The sequence below is a fragment of the Natronomonas moolapensis 8.8.11 genome (genome assembly GCF_000591055.1).
Lineage (GTDB): Archaea > Halobacteriota > Halobacteria > Halobacteriales > Haloarculaceae > Natronomonas > Natronomonas moolapensis.
Genome location: NC_020388.1, coordinates 2,277,265 through 2,304,113, shown reverse-complemented (window position 1 = coordinate 2,304,113; position 26,849 = coordinate 2,277,265). Strand labels below are relative to the sequence as shown.

Here is a 26,849-nt window from a genome sequence, read left to right as displayed (position 1 = left end):
TTCCCGGCGGAGAACTCAGCGTCCGTCGGTGGTCGGGGGCCTCACATATACGCGGCGTCCCATCGTGTCGGCTTCAACTGGTTGCCACACTCCTCACAGGAGAGCCGTCCCATCGTGTCCATCGACGTGATGAGCGTATCGCAGTTGCCGCAGTAGTAGCTGTATCGGTTCTCGCGGTTCTCGTCGGTGTAGACGGTGTAGAACGGTCCCTCCGAGCCCCGGTCGATGTCGCCGTGATCGATGTAGAGCTCTCGGTCGTCGACCACGACCGGCTTGAGTTCGACGCTGTCCTCGTCGACGTAGATGTTTTCGACGAACGCAGTTCCGTCGACCTCGACGGTGCCTTCGCCCACCTTCTCGAGGCCGCGTTGCTCCCAAAAGCGGTTGCCCCCGGAGTTCATAGCGAGTACGAGACCGCGTATCGTTTCGGCACCCGCGTCATTCAGGCGTTCGCGCGTCGCTTCGTAGAGCGCCTGTCCGATCCCTTCGCCGCGGTGCATCGCGGCGACGTGTATCCAGCGGATGTCGCCTCGGTCCTCAATGAGCGCGCTCTCGGAAAAAGCGACCGGTTTCCCGTCCCGCTCGGCGACGAGCAACAGCACTTCGTCGTCGCCGAGGAGGTCAGCGAAGCGGTCGACGCCGTACCACTGCATAATCGCGCTCTCGATGGTGCTCGGGCTCAGCGAGTACGATGCCTCCATCGATCGCAGGGCGATCGACCGAACCGCAGGGCCGTCCTCCGTCGTGGCTTCGCGTATCTCCATACGCCGCGTTCTGCGCCGTCGAACATAAATCCGGATGATCCTTCAAAAAACGAACGCTCGGCCCCGGCGAGCGACCGACCGATCGCCCGTCGTCCGTGTCCCGGCCGTTTGCCCGCCGTCGATCCGCCCGCCCTACTTCTCGGAGTATCGCTCCGGGACGTGTCGGTCGAACGGCTCGGGAACCGCCCCGAACACGGTCGGCGCGAGCGAGGCGAGGCGACGCCGGAGGAGGACGTAGGCGGCTCCGACCGCCAACGCGACCGCGACGAGCGCGAGAAGCGGCCACTCGACGAGTGCGATCAAGGGCAGGGCGACGGCAGTCGAAATCGCCAGGTCGCCCTTCGACCCGTCGTATCGTACGACCCGGCGTGGCCGCCGCCACTCCCCGGCGACGTGGTCGTACACCGCCCGCTCGGAGGTGCCCTCCCAAGGCCGGAGTTCGAGACCCCCGCCGTAGATGTCCATCCGACAGTGGGCGGCGGCCCCGATGACGACGAAGGCGGCAGCGAGGGTCGCCGGCCCCGGCCGGACGAACGTGAGTAACGAAACCGGGACGGCCGCAAGCGGGTACAACGTCGGGAAGTGCAGCGTCCGTCGGTGGCCGACATAGAGGTCCAGATCGGGGAGAATCCCGCCGACGAACCCACCGAGAATCGCTGCCGGCGCGAGTTCGGGGACAGTGACCGCAACGGGTATCGAAAGCGCCATTCCCACGAGCGCGTGCGTCGGCAGCATCATACGTCCACACGAACGCGCTCCAGACGCATAACGCCGCCGTTGCGGCCCCGACCGCCGGTCGTAAACCTAAAGAGTCGAACTACCGTTTTGCGTATCAAGATGGCTTACACGTTCGTTTTCCGTTCCACGGAGGTGGATACATGGGTGTCGAGATAACGGAATCGCCGGTCACGGCCGAGGAGTTCGAGGCGATGAAGCGGTTCGTCTACGACTATCTCGCCGCCAGCATCGAGGGCGAAGAGGAGGGCGGCCGGATGCGGTGGTACCCCTGGCACTCCGCTGAGTACCGCTACAACCACATCCTCAACGTCGCCGAACTGGCCGCCGAGATCGCCGAAAAGGAGGGTGCGAACGTCGACGTCACCCGCGTCGCCGCGTTGTTTCACGATATCGCCAAACTCGAGGCCGACCAAGACGTCCACGCCGAGGCCGGCGCCCGAGTCGCGGGCGAGTACCTCCGCTCGCGCACCGACTACCCGGAGTCGTTCGTCTCGCAGGTGTGTGATGCGGTCGCGGAACACTCCTACGAGGGCGACCTGGCGAACGTCCCTCTCGAGACGCGGTGTCTGATGGAGGCCGACCTCCTTGATAAGGTCGGTGCCAATGGGACGACGCTCATGGTCCTCCGGATGGGCTACGAATCACGGACCCACATGGACGCCAACGAGATGGTTGGCCGCGTCCTCGAACGCGGCGAGGACGCCGTCTCGCGGGTCCGATCGGACACCGCCGAGAGCATCGCCTACCAGCGAATCAAACGCGTCCGGTGGTTCAAAGAGTGGCTCGAGGGTGAGGTTGCCGGAATGGAGCCCGAAGAGTCGCCAGACGCCGACCTACGGTAGTACGACCTCCGCGAGGAAGTAGATCCCGAACCCACCGAGGACGACCGCGCTACCGTAGGCGACGACCGGCGCGAACGACTCCGTCCGGGACTCCGCGGCAGATAGCGCCGCGGGGAAACAGACGATCCATCCGGCGACCCCGCAGAACAGCCCGACGATCAGGGCGACACTCCCGGTTTCGACGACGACGAGTCCCGACAGCGACGCGCTAGCGTACGAGAGTACGTCGACTGTCCCAGGGGTCAACAGCCCGACCCCGGCCGTGAGCCAAAACAGTATCTGGTAGGGGTTGCTCACGGAGAGGACGAACGCCTTTCGAAACCCACGGCTCTCGGGGGTTGCCTCCGTCCGGAACGACCCCCTCGCCCCCCGGATCGCGCCGTAGGCGAAATACAGCATCAACGCGCCGCCGCCGAGAAACATCGCGTCCTGTACGGCCGGGGTCCCCCGAATGAACGTGGCGACGCCGGCGAGTGCGAGCAAAAAGAACAGGACGTCGGCCGTCATCGCCCCGAGGCCGGTCTTGAATCCGGCCCGCCATCCCCGCAGGACGGACTCCTCGGCGATGACGGCGTTCATCGGTCCCGGCGGGGCCGCGAGCGCGAGTCCGAACGCGACGCCGGCCAACGCCGTCTCGAAAAGCGTCATCGGCGCGTCGTTTCGCGCCACAATATAAAAGCCTGCGGGGGCGACGCGGTCCGTATGCGTGAAGCATATTTCCACAGCGTCTCTACCGATGTGGTCGATTCGGGTGTTGCACGGAGGAGTCGATTCGGGCGTTGCACGTCGACGACGAACCCCCGTTCGCCGAGAGGGTGTCGGCGTTTCTCGAGCGCGGGGACGATCTCACGGAGTTTCGAAGCGAAAGCCCACCAGTTTAGTCGCGAGGATGGCGCCGACAGCCAACGAGACGTTTATATCGCCGACACTCACCGGTTGTGATTCCGAGTCCGGGGTACGAATACGCACTCCGGGTGGGGTAAATGAAGCCCGCTATCCCGGTCGAGGACCGTACTGGCGCGGCCCACACCCCACCGCGTACGAGTGGGGAACCCCTCCATCGTGGGGCGCGACCCGTGACCGTGGAACCCTACCACCTCATACTGACGGACAAACGAACGGACACACGACCCACGAGGAGCACGCCGTTCGACGGCGCGACCGGCGGCTCACTCGTGCGTCGGTGTCATGTGATTTCGTCCATCAGTATCACTCACTGGAGGATATCGGGGGATGCAAGCAGAACGCTCCGGGGCTTGACCCCGAAGCGACGTACACCTCGCCGAGCGACGTCAGTAGCTTTATTCGGTCTCCGGGGGAACCCGAGTCTATGGCATGGGACACTGTCGACCTCGAGTGGAGCGGCGACGTCGCAACCGTAACTGTCGACCGGCCGAACGCCCTCAACGCGTTGAACGTCGAGACGCTCGAAGCGCTCGGCGAGGCCGTCGAGGAGGCCAGAGCCGAGGAGGCCCGCGTGCTCGTCGTCCGCGGGGCCGGCGACGACGCGTTCATCGCCGGGGCGGACATCGCCTACATGAAAGACCTCTCGACCGCCGAGGCACAGGCGTGGGGCGAGTTGGGCCACGATGTCGCCGACTCGATCGAGCGCTTCCCCGCGCCGACGGTCGCCGTCGTCGACGGCTACGCATTCGGTGGGGGCTGTGAGATGGCGATGGCGTGTGACCTCCGGGTCGGAAGCGAGTCGGCGCTCATCGGCAACACCGAGATCGACCTCGGCATCATCCCCGGCTGGGGCGGAACCCAGCGGCTGCCGAGGCTGGTCGGCGAGGAGACCGCAAAACGGATGATCTACCTCGGCCAGCGTCTCGACGCCGAAACCGCAGAGAAAGAGGGTCTGCTCGGCGAGGTCGTCCCCGACGACGAGATCGACGACCGCGTCGCCGAACTCGCGGCCGAACTGGAGTCCAAGCCAGCCTTCGCGCTCGAAGCGGCCAAGGACGCTATCTCGCAGGGCTACAGCGACATCGGCGGTCTCGACTACGAGAAGCGGACCTTCGGCTCGCTGTTCGGGACGCCCGACCAGCGCGAAGGGATGGCGGCGTTCGTCGAGGACCGCGAACCGGACTTCCAGTAGTTGCCACCGGGCCGAACGACCCCGCGAAGGGAACCGTGCGTCGAGAACGCCGGTCTCCCCGTCCGGACGGCGGCTCCCGGACCCCCGTCGGCGAACGTCTCCGCCGCCAGGTGCCTCGAGATCTTGAGGTCAACGTCGATCTCGTACTCCACGTTCGAGTAGTACGCGAGCGGTTCCCGGCCGAAACGTCGCCGCTCGGCGTCGAAGGCAGACAGACAATCCAGCGAGCGAAGCAGGGTCTCCGTTCGAATCCGTTTCGGCGTTCGTCTCCGATCTCGGTCGTTCGTGTGACCGCCGCGTTTTGTGACTCCGTGGTGAATATCACCTATTGATCCCGGATTCTCAGTATGTACCAGATCGGACCGGAGCGTTCACGGTATTGTGGAATTGTAAATCGCTTCGGGGTCAAGTGGTTTGAGGCGCCGAGCGTCTCGTCATCACGGAACTCTCCGATTTCCGCACGACCCCGGGGCTTTCGCGTGGACCCCGGTTTCATACCTCGGATGAGGCGGAAAGGCTGTACTCTCCACTCGCGTTCAGCGTTCCGCGGTTCAAGCGCACATCTCCGGGTGCGCGTCCGTCGTCTGCTTCGACCATCCGCATCGAGGCGTGGAGATACCAGTCACCGTCGTGGTACTGGAGGTGGGCCATCCGAAACTCGAAGCCCTCGCCGGAGACGTACTTCCCCTGGCGGTGTCTTCGAGTCGCCGGAGAGGATGTAGTTGCACTCGACGCGCCCACCCACGGTCGAAAAGAAAACGTAGCCGCGGTGGAACGTCGCACTCCGTTCGTCATAGACTGCGCTGTCGGCAGAAATGCGGTTGCGACGTGTTCTCACCACGTTTGAGGCGTTCGACGCCGCTTTTGACGGCTTCGACTGCGCGTCGGATCCCCTTCTGGACGAGATTCGCAGTCAGATCAGTTTCGTCGCGGAGCTGGTCGTACAGAGTACGTTCGGCTTTAGCTTTCGAGGTGACGTGGTAGTCGTCGTCAACAAGAACGCGTGGCGTTTCTGATTGACAGCCGGCTTCCTCTGGAATCTGGCGACGCCCGTGCCGACACCATTCGCTCGCGGTGTTGGCGCAGTGTTTGAACTGCTCGGCCGTCTCTCGAAGGGAATCGTCTGCTCCGTCGGGAGTGTCGAGCTTGATGACGGCGGTACGACGATATCCCACTGTAGTTTCACAGGTAAAGATCGTAGCGCGGTTTGCGTCATCGGTTGTCGGCTCCCTCTCCGAGCGCAAGGGTTGGGGTATCCGCCTCGTGCCGCCTGTGAATTCGGATTCGCCGAGAGCGCGTGGCCGTGAAGAGGAGATGCGACACCCCTCAGCGATGGACGATCGCCGGGAGCGCCCTGAAATAGTCGACGTGAAGCGTGAGATGAACGACGACGAATGCAGCCATCACTGCGCCGGAGACGAGGTGGACGTCGGTCCAGGGACCCCGTCGGATGCCGAGAAACGTCGCGCCGTGAAGCCCCCCGGCGGGCAACACGACCCAGATGACGACCGACGACGCCACCACGGCGAGAAACGAAATCAAAAGCACGATATTGACGTACGCACACATCCTCGACCGATCGATGCTTCCACTCACACGCTGGCCGAATCCCCCGATCATGTTCTCTCTCGTAGTCGAATTTCGGCCGTAGAATAAAAAAATACGCTGACACGTCCCAGTCCCCGGGAACGGACGATCCGTGAACATAAGTGGTACGGTCGGCGATCCCCCAGAGAGGCGATTTCGTCGTTTCGGAGGTATCAGCCCTGCCCGACCATCGAGTCCTCGTCCTCCCACTCGCGCTCGCGGAGTTCGTATTTTTGCACCTTGCCGGTCGCGGTCGTCGGCAACTCGGCGACGAACTCCACGCGGCGGACCATCTTGTAACTCGCCAGGTTCTCGCGGGTGAACTTCGTCAACTCGTCCTCGCTCACGCCGGGGGCGTCGGGGTCGCCGCTGGCCGGGACGACGAACGCCTTCGGCGTCTCGCCCCACTCGTCGCTGGGGGCCGGGATGATCGCCACGTCGGAGACCTCGGGGTGTTCGAACAGCGTGTCCTCGAGTTCGATCGAGGAGATGTTCTCGCCCCCGGAGATGATGATGTCCTTTTTGCGGTCCTGGATCTGGACCATCCCGTTCTCGTCGACGGTCGCGAGATCGCCCATGTGGTAGTACCCCTCGACGCGGTCGTTGAACGCCTCTTCGGTCGCCTCGGGCTTACCGAGGTATCGGTCCATGACCTGGTTGCCGCGGACGACGATCTCGCCGATCGATTGGCCGTCCTCGGCGACGTCGTTGCCGTCCTCGTCGACGACGCGGACCTCGGTGCCGAGATAGCCGATCCCCTGGGTCTTCTTGACCGCGAAGCGGTCCTCGGAGTCGTCCTCGAAGTAGCGGCGAGCGTCGGAGCTCGTGATGAGCGGGCCGGTCTCGGTCGCGCCGTAGACGTGTTTGAGATACCAGCCGAACTCGTCCTCGACGGTGCGGATGGTCGCCTCCGGCGGGGCGCTCCCCGCGGTCGCGACGCGGACGTCGGCGTCCCCGCTCGTCGAGACGTCGTGGTTCTCGTAGTAATCGAGCAACATATTGAGGACGGTCGGAGCGGCACAGAGGTAGGAGACGTCCTCCTCGTTGATCGTCTCGAGGATCCACTCGGCGTCGATCCCGCGGGTACAGACCTGCTTCGCGCCCATGCCGGTGACGGCGTAGATGTGGCCCCAGCCGTTGACGTGGAACATCGGCAGCGTCCACAGGTACGTGTCGTCGTCGGTGATGTCCTGGTGGATCGAGATGAGGTACGCGTGGATCGTTTCGGTCCGGTGGGTCCGCATGACGCCTTTGGGGTCGCCGGTCGTCCCCGACGTGTAGTTGATGGTGATGACGTCGGCCTCGTCCATCTCGGGTTCGTCGTAGACGGGGTCGACCCCGTCGATGACGGCTTCGAAGTCCTCCCACTCGCCGTCGGTCGCGTCGGCGTCGTTCGAGATGAACACTTCCGTCGGGACGTCGTCGCGGACGGCCTCGACCTTCTCGGCCAGTTCGTAGTCGGCGATCACGGCCCGCACCTCGGCGTCGTTCAGGATGTACTCGAGGTCCTCGGGCAGCAGCCGGTAGTTCAGCGGCGTGTGGATCGCGCCCAACTGCATGATGCCGTAGGCTGCCTCAAGTTGGTAGTGGGTGTTTGGGTCGAGTACGGCGACGGAATCGCCCTTCTCGATGCCCCGATCCTGGAGCGCGGCCGAGAGCCGGTCGGCGCGCTCGCCGACCTCCTCGTAGGTGAACCGTTCGCCTGTCGTCGCGACGACGGCTTCGTGGGATCCGTAATCGCGTCTGGCCCGATCGAGGAACTGCGTCGTCAATAGCGGCTTGTGCATACAGGCTCCCCGTCGATGTCCGTCCTAATAATTTGTGCAGATCCGTCTCGCCCGACGGGAGCCGCCGCCCCCCGGCTGCGGACGGGGCCCTCACACCCCGGCCGGTATTGCGGTACAAGGCCTCGCGAGCGGTGTTCGTAGCCGTCGGGGGTCTCCCGTCGATCGGGTCGATCCGGCTGTTCTGTCGGGCGACGGTCTTAACACGTCGCCGACGAAAACACAGTTATGTCGAAGGTCACGCTCATCGGCGAGCGCCTCGCCGAGACGGGCGCCGAGTTCGTCTACGGGGGCGAATCCGAGGCGTGTGCGGGCTGTCCCTACCGGGGGCAGTGTCTGAACCTGACCGAGGGCCGCCGGTACCGGGTGACTGGAATCCGCGACTCCGGGACGCTCGAGTGCGCCGTTCACGCATCGGGCGTGACCGCCGTCGAGGTCGAACCGGCGCCCGTGCTCGCGAACGTCTCCTCGAACGCCGCGTACGCCGGGAGCAAAGTAACCTTGGAAGGGCCGTGTCCCTACACCGAGTGCCCGAGCCACGAGTTCTGCGAGCCGGCCGGGGCGGAGTTCGACGACGAACACCGGATCGCGGAGGTCGTCGGCGACCCACCGCACGAACACTGTATGCTGGATCGGGACCTGACGCTCGTCGAGTTCGCGCCGGACGCCGACTGACCCGAGCGCCCGTCCTCAGCGGGGGCCGCTCTCGGCCCGCGCCGACTCCTCGCCCGTCGGGGTCACGGTGGACTCGCCGTCGAGCCGTCCCACGAGCGACCCGACGTAGCCGAAGACGTTCCGATAGCCGTACGCCGACAGCAACACCGGATAAAAAGGAGCCTCCGAGTGGAGCGTCTCGCCGTCGGCCTCGGCGAACGCCTCGCCCTCGGCGACTCGCTCGAAGTTGTCGACGAGAACCTCGTACTCGTCTGCCGACGGCTTCGGGATCTGTTTTTCGAGCCGGAAGACAGAAAGTGGGTGGTGTCTGGGGGGATCGATCGCCCCGGAGAGCGCCCCGACGGCGACCAGGAACTCCCTGGAGAGCCGTTCGGCGTTCCGTGCGGCCGCGGCCGACCGTTGAAGCCCACACTCGAGTTCGATCACGTCCGGGTAGGCGATGAGCCGACCGCCGCTGTATCCGGCCGTCTCGACGACCGCCTCGACGGAGAGGTACGGACAGATCGACCGGGCGTAGCCGTCGAGTTCGGAGACGAGCGCGAAGGGGGCGGCGTACGACTGCGTCGAGTGTAACGAGAGAATCTCACAGCCACGGATCTCGGCGAGCAACTCGTGAGCCAGCCGCCCCTCGTGCGTGTCGGCGTCGGGATCGCCCGGGAACGCGCGGTTCAGATCCTCGTCGACGTACCTGACGCCGCGAGAGAGCGCGCGCTCGTTCGCGAGGATGAGCTTTACCGGACGCTCCACGTCGAGATCGGCGGACAAAAGGGCTTCGAGGGCGGCCGGGCCGCAGGGCTCGTCGCCGTGAATACCGCCGACGATAGCCACCTCCGGTTCCCCGTCGCCCAGCGTCTCGACGCGCATCTACGCCGTGTTTGCAGCCCCGCCGGTATGAACTTCGCGTTTTCGCTGTCAGGAACGCAAAAATCGATCCGTCTCGGCTGTCGGGCTTGGGTCGGTACGTCGGCTACAGCTTGCCGGCTTTCTGCAGCTTCATCAGGTCCTCGGTGTCGAGGGTCTCGCCTTCCTTGAATTTCTGGTAGATCTCCTCGGCCTCTTCCTTTGCGGCCTCGCGCTTCTCGGAGCGTGCGTCCTCGCGCTCGGCTTCTTCTTCCTTGTCGAGTTCCCGGAGCCGTTTCTGGACGCGGACGAAGTCCTCGTGGTGGCGGTCGGCGGCCTCTTGAGCCTCGACGAACTTGTCGTGCCACTCGTCGGCCTCGTCGCGGATGTCGTCGGCCTCCCGATAGGCCTCTATCATCTTGTTGTGGTGCTCTTGGGCCTTGTCGGCCAGCTCGGTCACTTTCTGGTGGTGTTTGGAAGCCTCGGCGCGGACTTCCTGGGCCTCGGCTTTGATCTCCTCCAAGTCGCCGCCCTGGTCGAGTTTCTCCTTGCGGTCGGAGAGCTTCTCGCGTTTCTCTTCGATCTTCTCGATCAGTTCGCGCTCGTCCTCGCTGGAGAGGACCTCCGTCTGTTGTTTGAACTCCAGATCCTCGATTTCCTCTTTGAGCTTGTCGACGCTTTTGCCCTCGTTCAACTCGAGGTCGTCCTTGAGCTCGTCGACCTCGTCGAACAGCTCGTTGGCCTTCGCGTTGAGCTCGTTTCGGCTCTCTTTGTGCTCTTGGACTTGCTCGTTGAGCTCGTCGCGCTTCTCGCGGTGTTCTTGAGCTTCATCGACCTTCTCGCGCGTCTTGGCGTTGAACTCGTCGCGTTTTGAGGCCCGGTCGGAGGCCATCTGGTTCAGCTCGTTGCGCCGGTCGCGGAGTTGCCCGGCCTTCTTGATGAGCTGGCCTTTGGATTTGTTTTCGAGGTCGTCGTCTGTCAGTTCTACGTTGTCGGATTCGCTAATTGACTCTGCCATGGTTGATCACGTTACTCCATTACCGCCCCGGCCGCGGACAGCAACCGCTGCTGAACTATCGGTCGCCGTGTAAGGAAGGTTCCCTGTCATTCTGGTCGGCTGACGATGCTGCCGAACGCCGGATGCGTTCTGGTGGATAATCATATACCGTATCTATATTTAAATTTTGTGGAGGCCCGATACCATGGAATCAGCTATCACGGCTCGTCAACCGCCACGGGAGGCGTTCACACGCCTATCGGACAGGTATATAAACCGACGGACGGTGTGGAGTGGACGAGTATATAAATCGGCGGGCGATACGGCCCCTATGAAACAGCGCGTCCGGGCACGCGGACACGAACACGTCACCGCCGAGCACGCGAGCACCCTCGAGTTGACCAGCGACGACTGGCTGACGCCCGCCGGGGACTGCATCCTCGCAGTCGAGGCGACCGCGGTCCCCTCGGAGTTCGACGCGGCGTTCGTCGAGGCCTGCCGATCCACGGACGCGGCGATCACCGCGACGCTGCGCGTCGGCGACCACGAACAGGCTGTCGAGGGAACGGGCCACCCTGCGTTGACGTTCGAAAGCGATCGGAGCATGGTCGTCCGGACCAGCGACTACGTCGACGACCGGACGGTGATGGTCGGGGCCGACACCGCCGCGGCCGACGTCGACCGAGAGATCGTATCGGCCCTCGCGGCGGGCGAGGACCTCGAGTGCGTCCTCGCGGTCGACACCTGATACTGACGGCCAAACGAACGGACACACGACGCACGAAGCGCACGCCGTTCGACGGCGCGACCGGCGGATCACTCGTGGGTCGGTGTCATGTGAGTTCGTCCATCAGTATGAGCGGAACGGCTCACAACGCGTCGCGACCCCGGACGGATATCGCCGCCGAACGCAGCGTTTTCACGCCGGCGGCCGAAGGCTCGCGCATGGACGACGAACCGGTCGAGAACATCTCCGGCGGCGATTCCGGGGGCAGCGTCGAGGCCGACTTCGATCCCGCGCGTTCGGGGACCCGCGCCGAGGCCGTCGTCGACCGACTCGGCGGGATGTACTGGCAGAAGCGCTACGGCGGCCGCGACGGCTTCGTGTGTCTCGTCCGGACGATCCTCAGCCAGAACACCACCGACGTGGCGAGCCAACCGGCCCACGACGCGTTGATGGAGCGCTACGGCGGCGGGGATCTCGCTGCGAATCTGGCCGACGCCGCCCGCCCCGAGTTGGCCGAGACTATCTCCTCGGCGGGGCTATACAACCAGAAATCGAAGCGCATCATCGACATCGCCGAACGGGTTCTGGCGGAGTACGGCGACACGGCGGGCTTCGATCGCTTCGTCAGGGAGGAGCCGCCCTCAGAGGTCAGAGAAACCCTCCTCGAGATGAACGGCGTCGGGCCGAAGACCGCCGACTGCGTCCTGCTGTTCGCCGGGGGGCGCGGCGGCGTCTTTCCCGTCGACACGCACGTCCACCGCATCGCCCGGCGGTTGGGGATCGCGCCCGCCGACGCCGATCACGAGGCCGTCCGGGACGCCCTCGAAACCGCCGTCCCCGAAGAGAAGTGCGGCTTCGGCCACACCGCGATGATCCAGTTCGGCCGGGAGTACTGCACGGCCCGAACGCCGGCGTGTCTGGAGGATCCCGACGCCTGCCCGATGGCGGACGTCTGCGAGCAGGTCGGCGTCTACCCCGAGACGGGGGAGACCGTCGACCCCGCGGACGCGCCCGAAGCCGAGGGGGCGGAGTGAGGCCGCTTCCTCCGACCGGGTACGTTTATAAATCGTCGAACAGACAGTCTCGTCCCGCTCCGGGGCGTTTTTGTCCACCCCACCCCCACCACCGGTATGCTCACGAAGGACCTGCTCCGCGTCTCGCGGGCCGGCGGCGGCTACCGGCCGCGATTCACCGCCCCGGCGGACGAGGCCCTCGCGGCGCGGGTCCTCGGCGTGTATCAGGGCCACGTCGGCGAGCGACGCCGCGACCTCGATTCGGCGCTCGCGGAACTCGAGCGAGCGGCCGACGACTTCAAACTCGTCCGTGGGTTCGCGAAGCTGCTGGAGCGAGAAGCGACCTTCGAGGTCCGTTCGCCACTCGACCCGCGCCGGGCGCGGACGGCCGCCTTCGAGGCCGCCGAGTCGGTCGGCGTGGTGAGCGAGGCCGAGCGCGAGGCCGCGCTCGCGGCGGCCGCCGAGCGGACGGGCGCGACCCCAGACTCGGTCGAGGCGTCGCTGTTCGCCGACCGCGACGTCGAGGCGGTCCTCGCGGCGGTCGAAACCGATTACGGCCCCGGCTCGCTGTGCGAGCAGTACGACCTCTCGCTCGCTCAGACGGCGCTGTTCGACGCCACGGCGGTTCGGATCCGGACCTCGGATCCGAAGGCGCTCGTCTCGGCGCTCAAGCGGCTCCGGCTGTTGTACGAGATCCGACGGACCGATTCGGGCCGAGTCGTGATCGTCACCGGGCCGGACGCGCTGTTCACGCGCTCGCGGCGCTACGGGACGCGCTTTGCGCGGCTCTTGCGGACGGTGACGAAGGCCGCCGAGTGGGATCTGAAGGCGACGATCGACGACCGCGGGACCGAACGCTCCCTCGAACTCGACGGGACGGATCTCCGACCCCCCGACACCGACCCCGTCGCCGAGCCGACCTTCGACAGCGGCGTCGAGTCGGACTTCTACGCCCGCTTCGACGCGCTGGACCTCGACTGGCGGCTCCTGCGCGAGCCCGAGCCGCTGGCGTCGGGCGAGCACGTCGTCATCCCGGATTTCGCCTTCGAGTGGCGCTACGGCGGCTTCCGGGTCTTCTTCGAGATTATGGGGTTTTGGACGCCGGAGTACGTCGAAAAGAAGCTCTCGCGGTTCGCCGACCTGGAGGACGTCGCCTTCCTCGTCGCCTACGACGAGTCACTCGGCGTCGGCGAGGCGATCGAGGCGACGGGCCAGCGAGCGATCTCCTACTCGGGGACCGTCCGCCTCGCCGACGTCCGCGACGCCCTCCGGCCTTACGAGGCCGATCTCCGGGCCGAGAGCGCCGCGTCGCTGCCCGACTCGCTGACCCCGGCGGCCGACGTGACGACGATCGGCGCGCTCGCCGAGGCCCACGGCGTTCCCGAACGCGCGATCGAGGACGCCTCGTTCCCCGGACACGAGCGCGTGGGGCGAACGCTGGTGCGGCCCGGGGTCCTCGAGGCGGTGGCGGACGACGTCGAGGCCGGGATGACCCTCGACGCCGTCGAGAGTGTCCTCGACGGGTACGGGATCGAGGCGACGGGGGCGGTCCTCTCGCGGCTCGGCTACCGGATCGAGTGGGAGGGCCTCGGCGGCGGCACCGTCCGTCAGAAGGCGTGACGTGGAACAGGGGGTATGGAATCGGCCACCGCCCCGTGTCGGCCGTCGGTTTATAAATCCTGCCGGCGATGGTTTATATACGGATCTTCCGCTCGTCGCCCGCCTCAAGCGTGCGACCGTCTCACACCGCAGGCGTTCGTCCGGTCGCGGGCCGAGTTATAAAAGCGGCGTGCCGTCCGCCCGCGGCCCGAGGGTCGGCCCGAGCGTCCCCGCGTCGGGGTCGATCCGCCGACGCTTCTCGTAGTCGGTCGAGCGCTCGACTGGTATCCGGCCGATCGAGGCGATCATGTCGGCGTACTCCCGAACCGATCGGAACTCGCCGTAGTCGCCGCCGGCCCGTTTTGTGATCTCCTCGGAGAGGATCGTCCCCATGAAGTCGTCCGCGCCGCAGGTGAGCATCTTCAGCCCCTGAGCGTCGCCGTACTTCACCCACGACGACTGGATATGCTCGACGTTGTCGAGATACAGCCGCGAGACGGCGATCATCAACTCGTCCTCGTGGGCCGTCGCGCCCGCTTCGACTAACCCCCGCTCGTGTAGTGGCGTCTCGTGGTGGACAAACGAGAGCGGAACGAACTCGGTGATCGCGCCGGTTCGGTCCTGGAGGTCGCGGATCCGATCGAGGTGACGCGCCCGGTGGGCCTCGTTCTCGACGTGGCCGTACATGATCGTCGCCGTGGTGTCGAGGCCGACCGAAGCGGCGGCGGTCATCGCCTCGACCCACTCTTCTGTGTCGATCTTGCCGGGACAGATCACTTCCCTGACCTCGTCGACGAGGATCTCGGCAGCGGTGCCGGGCACCGAATCGAGGCCGGCTGCCCGGAGCCGTCCGAACACGTCCTCGTAGCTCCAGTCGGTCCCCCGGCGGGCGTGATACGCCTCCTCCGGTGTCGTCGAGTGGACGTGGACGCCGTCGACGTTCATCGCCTCGATCTGGTCGACGTACGTCCCGGGATCGGTGTCGTAGACTGCTGGCGGCTTGTAGCTGTGCTCGCCGTCGCGCCCGGCGAGTATCTCGTGGTGCTCGTCGTCGAGCGCGAGCGCCGGGTGCAGCCCCGAGACCGAACACACCTCGTAGATACCCCGATCGAGGGCGTCCTCGACGATCGTCCGCGACTCCGCTGGCGTCTTGGTGAACCCGTCGGTGTCGCCGTCGTGGTCGGCCTCGAAGCGCGCCGCAGCGTCCTTGAAATTACAGAACAGACAACCCACGTCGCAGGCGGTCGTGACGTTGTTATTGAGGTTGGCGACGAAGGTAACCTCCTCGCCGATGACCTCCGCCCGACGCCTGTCGGCGGCCTCAAGGACTCGATCCTTCCGGCGAGGATCGATTCCGGCGGCGTCCGTCCCCGTCGTCAACAACTCGATCGCGTCGTCGACGTCGAGTCGCGCCCCCGATCGGGCCTTCTCGAGGGCGTTCTCGAACGACTGTTCGGTTTCGGGCCGACAGTCGAACTCGAAGTCCCCGCGGGGGACGTTCGCCGACGCCTCGAACGCGTCCATGCCGTTTCTCTCGACCGGAGCGTAATAGGGGTGTCGTCCCCGCTAGAAGTCCCCGAGACCGGACTGTTCCGTCGCCGCCCGGATCGTCTCGCACGTCGACCACGAGCGCCGGGTCGGCGGCGGGAACGCCCCGTGTTCCTCGACGTACCGGCGGAGAAACGATCGGGTCGTGGGATCGCTGGGGTAGCCGCTGCCGACTTCACCGAAGCGGTCGGCGAGCGAGGCGACGTGTCGCTCTCGGGCACTCTTGGCAAGGACGCTTGCGGCCCCGACGAGGGAGTCCGACGCGTCCGCGCCGTGGGCGGCGTCGATCGTCGCGTCGGCGCCGAGGCCGTCCTCGACGCGCGCGGCGAACCGTCCGGCGTCGACGTCGCCGGCGTCACAGAGTCCCGCATCACCGGCCTCCACGACGGCGTCGGCCGCCTCGACGTGCGCCGCTACCGTGAGGGTGTTCATATTGCCCGCATCGATACGCTCCGGTGTGATCTCCGCGAGTCCGATACCGACGCGGTCGTCCCCTCGAAGCCGGTTAGCGAGCGCCTCACGACGGGATGCCGAGAGCCGCTTCGAGTCGTCGATACCGTCTGGTAACGCGTCCCTAGGAGCCCGAACCGCCGCCGCGAACATCGAGCCCAGCACGGGGCCTTTTCCAGCCTCGTCGACGCCGAACTGCATGGACTAGATACCGACACGAAGAATAAAACGGTTACCCGTCGTCGGGGTCGTACCCAGCGTGGGTCACCGCCGCCGGCGTGGGACAACGACCCACCCGACGACGGCGACGACGGCCAGCAGGGCGAGAAGCGCCGCTGTCGGCCGCCCGATGCCGACCCGTTCGAGGACGTAGGAGCCGGAGAGCCACCGCGACAGGCCATCGCCGTCCGTCGCTTCGGTCGAACCGGGCGTCGGTCCCGGTGTGGACCCGGAGCCGAACAGATCGGGTCTCACTGGACCGGCGACGACGAACTGCGAGAACCCCGGTGTCTCTGCCTCGACGAGCAGACCGCTATCGACGGCGAACGCGTCCGTGGGCAGCGTTTCCCACTCGTCGCCACCTGTTGGAAACCGATACACCGAGAGCTCGTCGGGGGGAACGCGGTTCGATCGCAGCCGGTCAGGGTCGACGACCGCACGGACGACGGCTGGGGTGTCACGAGCGTCAGCGGGGACGACGATGACCGACGCCGAAACGACGTAGAGGTCCCCCGGAAGCGGCGGGAGGTCACCGGTAACGTTGCCGAACTCCCGGATCGAGACGCGCCCGTCCACGTCACCGTCAAAGACGATCTCACGGACGGCAGTCCCGTCGAAGACGACGGTCGTTCCCGGGGCGTCCGGATATGCGTCCTCCGCGATGCGGCTCTCCTCGGCGATCGGGTCGACAGCGCCGGCGGAACCGTCGCCCGCCGCGGCGCTGCCATCGCGGCTGTTGTCGACGCCACTGGCGCTTCCGCCACCACCACTACCGCCCCCTCCACCACCGCTACTGCCGCCGCCTCCGCCACCGCTACTGCCACCACCACCGCTACTGCCGCCGCCCCCTCCGCCACCGCTACTGCCACCACCACCGCTACTGCCGCCGCCCCCTCCGCCACCGCTGTTTCCCCCATCGTTGGCGCCGTCCGAGTCCTCGGTGGCCCCGTCCGAGGTATCGCTCGATCCGTCAGAACTGCCCGTCGAATCGGACGTACTCGATCCGCCTGACCCGCCGGAGGTCGACTCCGAATCCGTCGTGGCAGAGCCCGAATCGCCCCCGTCCGAGCCGGAACCGGCTTCCGCCGATCCCTCCTGAAACGTCAGCGGTACCTCGAAGACGCCGGGGTCCAGCTCGGCCGATCCGCCGACCGGTCCTCCGGCGTCGCCGAGTCGGAACGTCACTTCGTCGCCGGTCCCGCTGTCGACCCGAAGCTTCCCCTCGAAGGTCCCGGACCCTCCGTACTCGCCGTCCGGATCCACGACGATCGAGTCCCGAACCTCGCCGTCGACGACGGCGACGACCGTCTCCCCCGAGGGGATCGGATCGCCCGTCTCGTCCGTCGCCGTCCCGTAAAACGAGGCCGGGGCGTCCGGTGCGTCGGCGGCGGCCACGGGTCCGACGAGCGCGCCGCAGAGAGCTACGGAGACGGAGAGCAACGCGACCGCGACCACAGTCGCCCGGGGACGACCGACCCGTCCGCGCCCAGCGTCTCGGATCCGCTTCCCGAACGTGGCTCCGCCCCCGGAGCTCATTCGTCGCCCCCGTCGCTCTCGGAGAACGTCGGCGAGACGACGCGTCTGACCGGCGTCGAGCCGCTGTCGTCGACTTCGATCCAATAAGCCTCGTCGTGATCGATCGGTTCCGACCTTCCGTCGACGTCGATGCCGTCGGTACCGTCGTGGAGTCGTTCGGTTCGGTCGTCGCTCCAGACGGTGAAGCCGCCGCGGTCGAACCCGTCGACCCAGTTCGCGTCCGCGGCCAGCCCCCGCGAGGGGTGCGAGGAGACGTCGTAGTTGGAGCTCGCGAGGTGCCAACCGGGGCCGAGTTCGACGCTCTCGGTTCCGATCGACCCGTCGGCGGTCGTAACGTACTCGAAGCCGATGCGGAGGCCGCCCCCGTCGGCGTAGGCGTAGAAACCACGGTGGAGGTCCTCGTGGTCGATTCGGTCGGCGTCGATGGCGTCCCCGGTCCCGTCGGCCACGAACCCCTCGTAAGTTCCGGTCTCTGGGTTCCACTGGACGACGTCGCGCCGACCGTCGGCGTCGACGTACACGGACGCCGGCTGGGAGAGCGATCCGGCTCGCCACGCGCCGTCGGGGCGCTGGATCGCCCGGTGGACTAGCGTGACGCCGGAGGGGACGCGTTGTGTCCCTCCGGCGACTCCGAGTTCGACGGTCGCCTCCCCGCCGACATCGGCGGTCCCGGAGTCGATCGCCGTCGGATCGACCCTGGTGGCGGCCGATCCCTCGGCTGACGCCGGGGTGACGGTCCCGCCACCGGCACCGCCGAAGGCGACCTCGACCGCCTCGTCGGTGTTCGTGACGGTGCGACCGCCGGCGTCCTCGAACCCCCCGAGATCGATCTCGACCGCCCCGCCTTCCTCCGTGTCGGTCCCCACGAACTCGCGGTCGCCCCGGATCGAGACGTCCGAGACGTGGGCGATCGGTCCCGTCGCGACAATCGGCGTGGTGTCGCGGTTCGCCCCACCCGGATCGGTAGCCAGCGACGTTTCGACCTTCGAGGGGTCGGGGTCGAGCACCGACTTGTGGGGCATCACGGCCGCCGCGACGTCGTAGCGGGCCGCGCTGTCGGCGTCGAGGACGTACCGCCGGACGCCGTCGTCGAAGTCCGCCGCCGTGAGGTCGCGCTCTATCACCCAGGCGTTCGCCCGCCCGAGGCGGCCGTCGCCGTCGTAACCCGTCGTCTCCCAGGGGTCGGTCGGCGTCGGTGACCCGGTGCCGGGGGCGAACGTGAGGGCACCGTCGCCGGACTCGCGCCGGAGTTCGACGTCGACCCGCCCGATGACGTCGTCGGGGACACCCAGATCGACCGCTACCTCGATGGTCGCGCCGCCGTCGGCGTCGAAGTCGCTGTAGGCCGTCGTCGTCGCGACCGAGACGTTGTCGGGGTACATCGCGAGTCCCGAGACGGACTCGGTGCGATCCGCCTCGGTGGTCTCCGTCGGAGTCGCCGGACCCGGCACGTCCGTGACTGTCGCCGAGAGGTCGAACGCCCCGAGCGGGACGCCGAGCACCCCGCTGCCGTCCAGCCTGATCCCCGCCGTCCCGTCCGTCGACGTGCGGACCCCCTCCCGGACGTGCCGGCTCTCGGGTCCCTCGATCACGAACTCGAAGGTCGCATTCGGGATTGTGTTGCCGTGTCGGTCCTCCAGGCCATCGATCGGCAGCGACCGCCCCTCGCCGATGCCGAACTCCGCCCCCGACTCGACCCCGAGGTCGAACCCCTCGTCGTTCGGCTCGCCAGGGTAGATGTCGAGAACGACGGGCGTCTCCGTGCGAACATCGTTGTTGTCTGTCAGTTCGGCGTTGCCCTCTCCCTCGACGTCGACGGTGAACAAATCCGTGTTGCGATACCGGTCGGCAGCCTGTATCATGGGCTCCGTCTCTATTCCTAACTGAACCCACACCGCAATAGCCTCATCTGAGATAATTTTCGGTTCATCATCAACAGTATGAATTGTGATCGTGATTTGATCGTTATGCCCGTTTAATACGTTTGAACCGCTGGATGTGGAGACTTCAAGCTTGGATATATTCTGATCTAGTGTTGCGCCTTCCCATACATCGTAGACACCAATGCCATCTTCATCGCCAGGTTGAATCACATCTGGATTCACAGAAAGGTTTATATTATCTCCGGTTTCAGCGGTGACTGGTTTTTCAGAGAACTCGATTATAAATCGGCTATGACTCCATACTGGAACATATCCATTGGAAATATCCTTATTTAAAACATCCGCATCAAATCCGATCTCCGCACTCGGATCGACCGTCGCGTGGACGGCGGGTGCGCCGACCAGGCCGCTTCCGGTCTCGTCAGTCGTGACGGTCGCGACGGGGGTCGAGTCGTACTCGTGGGCACGGCCGGCGACGGAGGCCGTGGCAGTGAGGTCGACGCCGACATCGATCTCGGTCGTCGCGCCCGACGCGCCGCTCAGGTCGGTGAGCGTGACCGTGACCGCGTCGTCGGTCTTCTCGAGAGCGATCCCGACGTCGGCCGTCGTCTCGTCGGTGACGGCGGCGATTTCGAAGTCGGCGTGGTCGGCCCCGAGTTCGAACCGGACCGCATCGGTTTCGGCGGCGGTGTCGTCGAGAGTGAGCGTCACCGTCCCGCCGGAACGGGTCACCGGACCATCGATCAGGAGGTCGGCCCCGTCGTACTCATACGCTGCGGGATCGGTCCCGGTTTCTGCGGCTACGGACGGCGCAGCAGCGGCGGCGAGTAGCACGAAGGAAGCGATCAGTGCGACGAAAACGACGGTTCGTATCGTTCGGGTGCCCCGCGTCATCGACGATTCGTTCCGACCGAGTACTTATAATATCTACTACTAGTATATACTTTTGAAATTCGTCCGGTTCCGGTCTATGCCGATCGTCCGCTTCGGTGTGACATCCTCCCGCGGGTAAAGGCGCGAGCCTCCCACCCGGTGTTGGCCGGGCAGGTCAATCCTGACGGTTGGGAGTCTACGGTTTGCTGGACAGTCAGCCAGTGGCTTTGCCACGAAGCCGTTACTCGTACCCCGGAAAGGGCTTCGAGTTACCTGATTGTTTAATGACTGTCGGCGTGGTCGGCTTACTGTTTGTTTCCGGCTATGAACCGTGGCGACCACCGAGTCAACCGCCAGTTCTCCACGCACGGCGTACGGCACGATGGTTTGTAACGTAAATTGTCGGATTCATCTGGTGGCTAAACCCACCAGTATTCTCCTCGAATCTCTATAAATACTGATTCGACAGCCTCCGACTCGACAGCCTCCGACTCGACAGCCTCCGACTCGACAGCCTCGATCCGACGGGCACTGCCGAGCGGTATCCGCAGCCTCGGTTTCGAACCAGGCGCCGGACACGAGCAGACCTCTCGGAGGGGCCACGACAAGAGATATCACGGTCGGGTGTCCCACCGTCGGTATGGACACACAGAGCGACGCGCCGATGGAGCGTGCCGCCGGGCCGACGCTGTATCTCGAATCGGGGTCACTCGACCCAGCAAGGGCGTTCTGCACCGACGTCTTCGACGGGGGCGATGTGGGCGAGTACCGGGTCGTCCAGTTGGTCGCCTCCCAGTCGTTCGAGTCGGTCAGCGACGAACTGAACGCCCGCCTCGAACACATCGACGACCCCTCGGAGGCGGCCGTGATCATCACGACGCCGCAGGACGACGACGAGTCGACAGCTACGCGGGTTGGCGAGGAGACGCCGCTGTATGGGTTTCGGGTGAGCCCACAGGACCTGACGGGGATCTCGATCGCGTTCTCGCGGATACTGGAAAAGTGGGAACAAGCGGAGGGGTCGGTCAGGATCTGCCTCCGGGACGTCGAGTCGCTGTTGCCGTACCACGACACGGAGCTTTTGTATCGGTTTTTGAATACCGTGTTGGCGACGCTTCAGGGCGCCGGGGCCGACGTGCATATGCACCTGCGGCCGGACGCGACGGACGACCGGACACTGCGGATGTTCTCGTCGCTCTTCGATCGTGTCTTCGAAGCCGATGGGGCGTCCCGAGAGACCGAACCGAAGCGAGACGGGACGGAGGCGGCGGGAGAGCCGTCGGACGCAGAGGACGCGTCATCGGAGACGGAGCCCGGGGGCGATTCGTTCGGCGCCGAAGAACCCGACGATATCAAAGAAGCCGACGAGGACGCGGACGACGTCATCCCCGTCACGATGGACGACGACGAAATCGCGTCGTTTCTGACAGCAGAGGGACACGGGGTGTTGGCGTTCGGTGGCGAGTCGCCCTACGCGATCCCGATGTCCTACGGATACGACCCGGACGAGCGGGCGGTGTACGTCCACATCTCCGAGTTCGAGGGGAGCCAGAAGGCGGCTCGACTGGACGGACCGACGCCCGTCTCGCTCGTCGTGTCCCGATACGAGGGGCCGGACCGGTGGCGAAGCGTCGTCGTCGACGGGACCCTCTCGGAGCTGTCGGAGGCGGACGTCGAGCGCCGGGACGTCTTCGAGAATTTCAAACACGGGAGCCTCGCGTCGGTCGACGTGTTCAACCGCCCGCTGTCCGACATCTCCTTCGAGTGGTACGTACTCGACCCCTCCGCAATCAGCGGGCGCCAGGGCGTGCGCTCGAGGTGAACTGGAGGGCGAAGGCGGGCGGTACGGCTCAGTCGATCCGCGCTTCGTCTCCCTCGAGGCCGTACTCCGCGGGATCGACCCGGCCGAGGCGGAACGCGTTCGACGTCACGCCGAGGCTCATCCCCATGTCGCCGACGAGGACGGCGACGATGACCGAGACGTAGCCCAGCGGCGCGCCGACGGCGAGAATCGCCTTCACGGCGAGGCTCGCGCCGATGTTCTGTTTGATGATGTCGTTGGCACCGCGGGCCAACCGGAGGCTGTAGGGGACGCCACCCAGGTCGTCGGCCATGAGCGCGATGTCGGCCGTCTCCAGCGCCGCGTCGGTGCCGGCGGCACCCATCGCGACCCCGACGTCGGCGCGGGCCAACGCGGGGGCGTCGTTGATACCGTCGCCGACCATCGCGACGGTGCCGTCCTCGATGAGCCCCTCGATCGCGTCGAGTTTCGCCTCGGGCAGGAGGTCCGCGTGGACCGTCCCGATCCCGACGGCGTCGCCGACGGCCCGGGCGGTCCGCTCGTTGTCGCCGGTGAGCATCACCGTCTGGACGCCGGCGTCGGCGAGCGCGGCGACGACCGCCCGTGCCTCGGGACGGACGGTGTCGGCGACGGCGACGACGCCGTACAGTTCGGTCTCGGTGCCGACGAGGACGGCCGTCTTGCCGTCGGACTGCAACCCGGCGATGGTGCCGGCCCGGAGATCGACGCAACCGGGGCGCTCGCAGGCCGGGTCGCCGACGGCCGCCCCGTCGGCTTCGGCCGCGGCCGCCCCGCCGTCGGTCCGCAGGTGCGTGTGCCCGAGGTCGTGGCCCAACTCGGCGAACAACTCGGGCTTGCCGACGTAGCGCGTCCCGCCGAGGTCGGCACGGACCCCCCGTCCGGTGAGGCTCTCGAAGTCGCTGGCCTCGGGGCGGTCGACGCCGGCCTCGCGGGCGCGTTCGACGATGGCAGCCCCTATGGGGTGCTCGCTGTGGCGCTCGACGCCGGCGGCGGTCGCGAGGACGTCGGCCGCGTCGTGGCCGGCCGCCGGCACCACGTCGGTCACGGCGAGGTCGCCGGTCGTCAGCGTCCCCGTCTTGTCGAAGGCGACGGTGTCGACCTCGCCCATCCGCTCGAGGTGGTCGCCACCCTTTATCAGGACGCCGTTGCGGGCCGCGCTCGTCAGCCCCGAGACGACCGTGACCGGCGTCGAGATGACGAACGCACAGGGGCAGGCGACGACGAGCAGCGTCAGCCCCCGGACGAACCACGTGCCCCACGCGCCGCCGAAGAACAACGGTGGGATCAAAACGGTCCCCACCGCGCCGGCGACGACGACCGGGGTGTAATAGCCCGCAAAGCGATCGACCAGTCGTTCGGCGTCTGTCCGCCTGGACTCGGCGCTCTCGACGAGGTCGACCACCCGAGACAGTGTCGTCTCGTCGCCCGCGGCGGTCGCCTCGATCTCGATGTAACCACCCTCGGCGACGCTGCCGGCGTACACTTCGTCGCCGACGCTCTTGTCGACGGGGACCGACTCGCCGGTGATCGGGGACTCGTCGACCGCTGATTCGCCCTCGAGGACATCGCCGTCGACGGGGATCCGCTCGCCCGGGCGGACGACGACGACCTCGCCCGTTCGGACGCTCGCGGCGGGAACCGACGTCTCCTCGCCATCCCGTTTGACCGTCGCCGTGTCGGGCGAGAGCGCGAGCAGTTCCCGGATCGACTCGCGGGTCCGATCCATCGCGTGTGCTTCGAGCAGCTCCGCGAGGCTGAAAAGCACCGCGAGTGTCGCCGCCTCGACGTAGTAACCGACGGCCATCGCCGAGAGGATCGCCGTCCCCATCAGGAGATCGATGTCGAGCTCCCGGAGGCGCGCCGACCGGAGCCCCGCGCGGGCGACCGGGCCGCCGGCGACGGCGGCCCCGAGGACGAACAGGACGTCGCTGCGGGCCGTCTCCCGGCCGATATCGAAGAGGGCCGGGTCGGCCACGGGGCCCCAGAGGACGACGAATCCGGCGAGCATCGCGACCGCGCCGGCGTAGGTGGCGTAGGCCCGACGGCTAGTCCAGACGGCCGCCCCGGAGGCCATCCCGTCGGTCCCGGCCACGCCGTAGCCCGCGGCCTCGACGCGGCCGACGATCCCGTCCGCGTCGATCGCCCCGGGGTCGAACTCGACGACCGCGACGCCGGCCGTCGGCCGCGTCTCGACCCCGTGGACCCCCTCGGCGTCAGCCAGGGCGGCGTCGACTTTCCCCGCACAGGACGAACAGTCCATGTCGGGCACCGACAGTTCGAGGCGTTCCGTGCTCATAGCCGAGGCTAAGCGGTCACCGCGCATACCGTCTTCGTTGGTGTGGAGCAACCAGCGGGCGCTGCGAGAGGGGGGACGGCGGCAGCGGCGACCCGACACGGCACGGAACCGTGATGGATACCATTTGTGGAACAAAATGGTTTCAGATGGTAACGCAGGGAGAACCGTCGGTTCGGATCGGCGCGCCGGCCGGCGGTCCGCGGTTGGATTTATTATGAATGATCCTAAACCCATGTATGGAATACACATGTCGGTCGAAGACAGGACCTGTTTAGTGACGGGCGCATCGAGGGGTATCGGACGCGGGATCGCAACGGAGTTGGGCGAACAGGGCGCGGACGTGATCGTCAACTACCGCTCCTCCGAGGCCGAGGCCCACGAAGTCAAAGAGGAAATCAACGAGGGCCCCGGCGAGGCGGTGCTCGCTCAGGCTGACGTCTCCGACCTCGACGAGGTCGAGGCGATGTACGACGCCGTCACCGAGGAATACGGCGGGATCGACGTGTTGGTCAACAACGCGGGCATCACCGTCGACACGAAGTTTGAGGACATGACGCGGGAGGACTGGGACCGCGTCGTGGACGTCAACCTGGGCGGCGTGTTCAACTGCACGAAGGTCTGTTTCGACGACATCCGCGAGGCCGAGGAGGGGCGGTTGATCAACATTTCGAGCGTGGTGGGTCAGCAGGGCAACTACGGGCAGGCGAACTACGCGACGACGAAGTCGGGACTGTTCGGGTTCACCCGGACGATCGCCCTGGAGATCGCGTCGGAGGGTTCGACGGCTAACTGCGTCGCCCCCGGCTTCGTCGAGACTGACATGCTCGCCGACGTGCCCGAGCGGGTCCAGGAGAACATCCTCAAGCGGATCCCGCTCGATCGGTTCGCACAGGTCGACGACGTCGCGGGGATCGTCAGCTTTCTCGCCAGCGAGGACTCGAGCTACATGACCGGACAGGTCCTCGGCGTCAACGGGGGGATGGAATGGTGAGCGACGTTCACATCGCCGGCGTCGGGATGACCGCCTTCGGTGCGTCGCCGGAGCGAACCGCCCGCGATATGTTCGCCCAGGCTGCCGGCGAAGCGTTCGACGACGCCGGTATCGACCCCGACGCCGTCGAGGAGTTGTTCTACGGCAACTTCATGGGCGAGTTCGCCGAAGTCCAGGGCCACCAGGGACCGCTGATGGCCGACGTCGTCGGCGTTTCGGCGCCGTCGACGCGGATCGATAGCGCCTGCGCCTCCAGTGGGGTCGCCGTCCGACACGGCGTCAACCGGATCCGCGGCGGCGCCGACGTGGTGCTCGTCGGCGGTTCCGAGCGGATGAAAAACATCTCCACGGCCGAAGGCACCGAGGCGCTGTCGGCCGCCGCGGACGCCCTCTGGGAAGTCAAAGCCGGTGTGACGTTCCCGGGCGCGTACTCGTTGATGGCCAACAGCTACTTCGACGAGTTCGGCGGCACGCGGGAAGACCTCGCACACGTCGCCGTCAAGAATCATCAAAACGCCCTCGAGAACGATCTGGCGCAGTTCCAGATGGCGATCGACGTCGACGACGTCCTCGAGGCGCCGACGGTGAGTTCGCCGTTCGGCCTCTACGACTGCTCGCCGATGAGCGACGGGGCAAGCGCCGCGCTGTTGGTCAGCGAGGCGTTCGCCGAGGAGCACGGTCTCGATACCGACGTGGCGATCACGGGCACCGGACAGGCCAGCGACGGTCTCGCACTCCAGGATCGGGTCTCGATCCCCGAGACCCCAGCTGCTGTCGAAGCCGGCGAAGCGGCCTACGAGGACGCGGGCATCACCCCCGAGGACGTCGACGTCGCCGAGGTCCACGACTGCTTCACCATCGCCGAGGTGCTTGCGCTCGAGTCGCTCGGCTTTTATGAACCCGGCGAGGCGATCACGGCCGCCAGGGAGGGCGAGACGACGATCGACGGGGCGTTGCCCGTGAACCTCTCGGGCGGCCTGAAGGCGAAGGGCCACCCCGTCGGCGCGACCGGCGGCGCGCAGATCTCCGAGATGACGAAACTGCTCCGCGGCGACCACGTCAACAGCGACGCCGTCTCGGACGCGACGGTCGGGCTGACTCACAATGCGGGTGGGACGGTCGCGAGTTGTGCCGTCCACGTCCTGGAGGTGGTCGAATGAGCGACGCGCGCAACGAGGGCTTCGACGACTTCCTCGACGCCGTCGAGGAGGGCGAGGCCTACTACCTCGAGGGACCGGCGGGCGACGGCTCCCTGCCGCCGCGACGGATCGACCCCGCGACCGGCAGCCGCGAACTGACCGAACAGCCGCTTCCCGAGACCGGCGAGGTCGTCACCCACACCCAGACCCACGTCGCCTCGCCCGGGTTCGCCGACGACGCACCGTTCGTGGTCGCCGTCGCCGAGTTCGGCCCGGTGAAGGTCACCGGTCAGATGCGCGACGTCGACGCCGAGGACGTCGAGATCGGCCAGGAAGTCGAGTTGGGCGTCGACCGCTCGGAGACGAACGACGAGCGCCTCGTCGTCTTCCACCCGACCGAGTAGGACGGGACGAGGGGCGGCTCATTT

The 26,849-nt window shown here is 66.5% G+C and carries 22 protein-coding genes and 1 pseudogene; 10 read left to right on the top strand and 13 right to left on the bottom strand.

Features of this window, described 5'->3' with window-relative positions; translation table 11 throughout:
- Nucleotides 1-41: 41 nt before the first annotated feature.
- Nucleotides 42-764 carry a GNAT family N-acetyltransferase gene (locus NMLP_RS11090; RefSeq protein WP_015410206.1) on the bottom strand — a complete coding sequence of 241 codons (723 nt, stop codon included), beginning with the start codon at nt 762-764 and terminating at the stop codon, nt 42-44.
- A 132-nt stretch (nt 765-896) separates the two neighbouring features.
- The gene (locus NMLP_RS11085; protein ID WP_015410205.1) at nt 897-1,502 is read right to left on the bottom strand and encodes a metal-dependent hydrolase; all 606 of its coding nucleotides are present in this window, start codon (nt 1,500-1,502) and stop codon (nt 897-899) included.
- 140 nt (nt 1,503-1,642) lie between these two features.
- Here NMLP_RS11085 and NMLP_RS11080 point away from each other — a divergent pair, with 140 nt between their 5' ends.
- Nucleotides 1,643-2,344, top strand: coding sequence for an HD domain-containing protein (locus NMLP_RS11080; RefSeq protein WP_015410204.1), 702 nt, complete (start codon nt 1,643-1,645; stop codon nt 2,342-2,344).
- Here NMLP_RS11080 and NMLP_RS11075 read toward each other — a convergent pair.
- The gene (locus NMLP_RS11075; RefSeq protein ID WP_015410203.1) at nt 2,336-2,992 is read right to left on the bottom strand and encodes a LysE family translocator; all 657 of its coding nucleotides are present in this window, start codon (nt 2,990-2,992) and stop codon (nt 2,336-2,338) included. The two genes, NMLP_RS11080 and NMLP_RS11075, sit on opposite strands and share 9 nt — an antisense overlap.
- Before the next feature lie 682 nt (nt 2,993-3,674).
- Between NMLP_RS11075 and NMLP_RS11070 the strand changes: the two genes are divergently transcribed.
- Nucleotides 3,675-4,442 (top strand): enoyl-CoA hydratase-related protein, encoded by a 768-nt coding sequence (locus tag NMLP_RS11070; RefSeq protein ID WP_015410202.1) that lies wholly within the window; start codon nt 3,675-3,677, stop codon nt 4,440-4,442.
- Nucleotides 4,443-5,021: 579 nt separating this feature from the next.
- Here NMLP_RS11070 and NMLP_RS15915 read toward each other — a convergent pair.
- From NMLP_RS15915 to NMLP_RS11055, 3 genes and pseudogenes are all read right to left on the bottom strand, one after another.
- A pseudogene (locus tag NMLP_RS15915) lies at nt 5,022-5,617 on the bottom strand (RNA-guided endonuclease TnpB family protein); the annotation flags it as partial.
- Between the two features lie 151 nt (nt 5,618-5,768).
- Nucleotides 5,769-6,038, bottom strand: coding sequence for a DUF4405 domain-containing protein (locus NMLP_RS11060; protein ID WP_015410201.1), 270 nt, complete (start codon nt 6,036-6,038; stop codon nt 5,769-5,771).
- Nucleotides 6,039-6,202: 164 nt separating this feature from the next.
- A complete protein-coding gene (locus NMLP_RS11055) occupies nt 6,203-7,816 on the bottom strand; it encodes a long-chain-fatty-acid--CoA ligase (protein WP_015410200.1) in 1,614 nt (537 codons plus the stop codon).
- Nucleotides 7,817-8,041: 225 nt separating this feature from the next.
- Here NMLP_RS11055 and NMLP_RS11050 point away from each other — a divergent pair, with 225 nt between their 5' ends.
- Nucleotides 8,042-8,488 carry a UPF0179 family protein gene (locus NMLP_RS11050; protein WP_015410199.1) on the top strand — a complete coding sequence of 149 codons (447 nt, stop codon included), beginning with the start codon at nt 8,042-8,044 and terminating at the stop codon, nt 8,486-8,488.
- A gap of 15 nt (nt 8,489-8,503) precedes the next feature.
- Here NMLP_RS11050 and NMLP_RS11045 read toward each other — a convergent pair whose 3' ends face one another.
- Together NMLP_RS11045 and NMLP_RS11040 are read right to left on the bottom strand one after the other, a co-directional pair.
- A complete protein-coding gene (locus tag NMLP_RS11045) occupies nt 8,504-9,352 on the bottom strand; it encodes a M14 family metallopeptidase (protein ID WP_015410198.1) in 849 nt (282 codons plus the stop codon).
- A gap of 103 nt (nt 9,353-9,455) precedes the next feature.
- Entirely contained in the window at nt 9,456-10,346 is an 891-nt protein-coding gene (locus NMLP_RS11040; RefSeq protein ID WP_015410197.1) for a coiled-coil protein, read from the bottom strand.
- A 310-nt stretch (nt 10,347-10,656) separates the two neighbouring features.
- On the opposite strand from NMLP_RS11040, the gene NMLP_RS11035 reads away from it, so the two are divergent.
- From NMLP_RS11035 to NMLP_RS11025, 3 genes are all read left to right on the top strand, one after another.
- Nucleotides 10,657-11,073, top strand: coding sequence for a DUF371 domain-containing protein (locus NMLP_RS11035; protein ID WP_015410196.1), 417 nt, complete (start codon nt 10,657-10,659; stop codon nt 11,071-11,073).
- A gap of 197 nt (nt 11,074-11,270) precedes the next feature.
- Nucleotides 11,271-12,086 carry an endonuclease III domain-containing protein gene (locus NMLP_RS11030; RefSeq protein ID WP_015410195.1) on the top strand — a complete coding sequence of 272 codons (816 nt, stop codon included), beginning with the start codon at nt 11,271-11,273 and terminating at the stop codon, nt 12,084-12,086.
- 96 nt (nt 12,087-12,182) lie between these two features.
- Nucleotides 12,183-13,685 (top strand): DUF790 family protein, encoded by a 1,503-nt coding sequence (locus NMLP_RS11025; RefSeq protein ID WP_015410194.1) that lies wholly within the window; start codon nt 12,183-12,185, stop codon nt 13,683-13,685.
- A 156-nt stretch (nt 13,686-13,841) separates the two neighbouring features.
- On the opposite strand, the gene cofH is transcribed toward NMLP_RS11025, so the two are convergent.
- The 4 genes from cofH to NMLP_RS11005 all read right to left on the bottom strand — a co-directional run bounded on the left by cofH (nt 13,842) and on the right by NMLP_RS11005 (nt 20,194).
- Nucleotides 13,842-15,188, bottom strand: coding sequence for a 7,8-didemethyl-8-hydroxy-5-deazariboflavin synthase subunit CofH (gene cofH, locus NMLP_RS11020; protein WP_015410193.1), 1,347 nt, complete (start codon nt 15,186-15,188; stop codon nt 13,842-13,844).
- A gap of 42 nt (nt 15,189-15,230) precedes the next feature.
- Nucleotides 15,231-15,863 (bottom strand): ribonuclease HII, encoded by a 633-nt coding sequence (gene rnhB / locus NMLP_RS11015; RefSeq protein ID WP_015410192.1) that lies wholly within the window; start codon nt 15,861-15,863, stop codon nt 15,231-15,233.
- Nucleotides 15,864-15,926: 63 nt separating this feature from the next.
- Complete coding sequence (locus NMLP_RS15530) at nt 15,927-17,417, bottom strand: hypothetical protein (protein WP_015410191.1); 1,491 nt, start codon at nt 17,415-17,417, stop codon at nt 15,927-15,929.
- Entirely contained in the window at nt 17,414-20,194 is a 2,781-nt protein-coding gene (locus tag NMLP_RS11005; RefSeq protein WP_015410190.1) for a hypothetical protein, read from the bottom strand. The genes NMLP_RS15530 and NMLP_RS11005 overlap by 4 nt, the downstream gene beginning before the upstream one ends.
- Before the next feature lie 619 nt (nt 20,195-20,813).
- Between NMLP_RS11005 and NMLP_RS14855 the strand changes: the two genes are divergently transcribed.
- Nucleotides 20,814-21,995, top strand: coding sequence for a pyridoxamine 5'-phosphate oxidase family protein (locus NMLP_RS14855; RefSeq protein ID WP_015410189.1), 1,182 nt, complete (start codon nt 20,814-20,816; stop codon nt 21,993-21,995).
- A 28-nt stretch (nt 21,996-22,023) separates the two neighbouring features.
- Here the strand turns inward: NMLP_RS14855 and NMLP_RS10990 are convergent, their stop codons facing one another.
- The gene (locus NMLP_RS10990) at nt 22,024-24,291 is read right to left on the bottom strand and encodes a heavy metal translocating P-type ATPase (RefSeq protein WP_015410188.1); all 2,268 of its coding nucleotides are present in this window, start codon (nt 24,289-24,291) and stop codon (nt 22,024-22,026) included.
- Nucleotides 24,292-24,538: 247 nt separating this feature from the next.
- Here NMLP_RS10990 and fabG point away from each other — a divergent pair, with 247 nt between their 5' ends.
- Genes fabG through NMLP_RS10975 form a run of 3 tightly spaced genes read left to right on the top strand, consistent with a single transcriptional unit; the run spans nt 24,539 to nt 26,825 of the window.
- Nucleotides 24,539-25,282 carry a 3-oxoacyl-[acyl-carrier-protein] reductase gene (gene fabG, locus NMLP_RS10985; protein WP_049926478.1) on the top strand — a complete coding sequence of 248 codons (744 nt, stop codon included), beginning with the start codon at nt 24,539-24,541 and terminating at the stop codon, nt 25,280-25,282.
- Nucleotides 25,279-26,442, top strand: a complete 1,164-nt coding sequence (locus NMLP_RS10980; protein ID WP_049926773.1) for a thiolase domain-containing protein — start codon at nt 25,279-25,281, stop codon at nt 26,440-26,442. Before fabG ends, NMLP_RS10980 begins: the two co-directional genes overlap by 4 nt.
- On the top strand, nt 26,439-26,825 hold the full coding sequence (locus tag NMLP_RS10975) for a Zn-ribbon domain-containing OB-fold protein (protein WP_015410186.1): 387 nt from the start codon (nt 26,439-26,441) through the stop codon (nt 26,823-26,825). Before NMLP_RS10980 ends, NMLP_RS10975 begins: the two co-directional genes overlap by 4 nt.
- Nucleotides 26,826-26,849 lie beyond the last annotated feature (24 nt).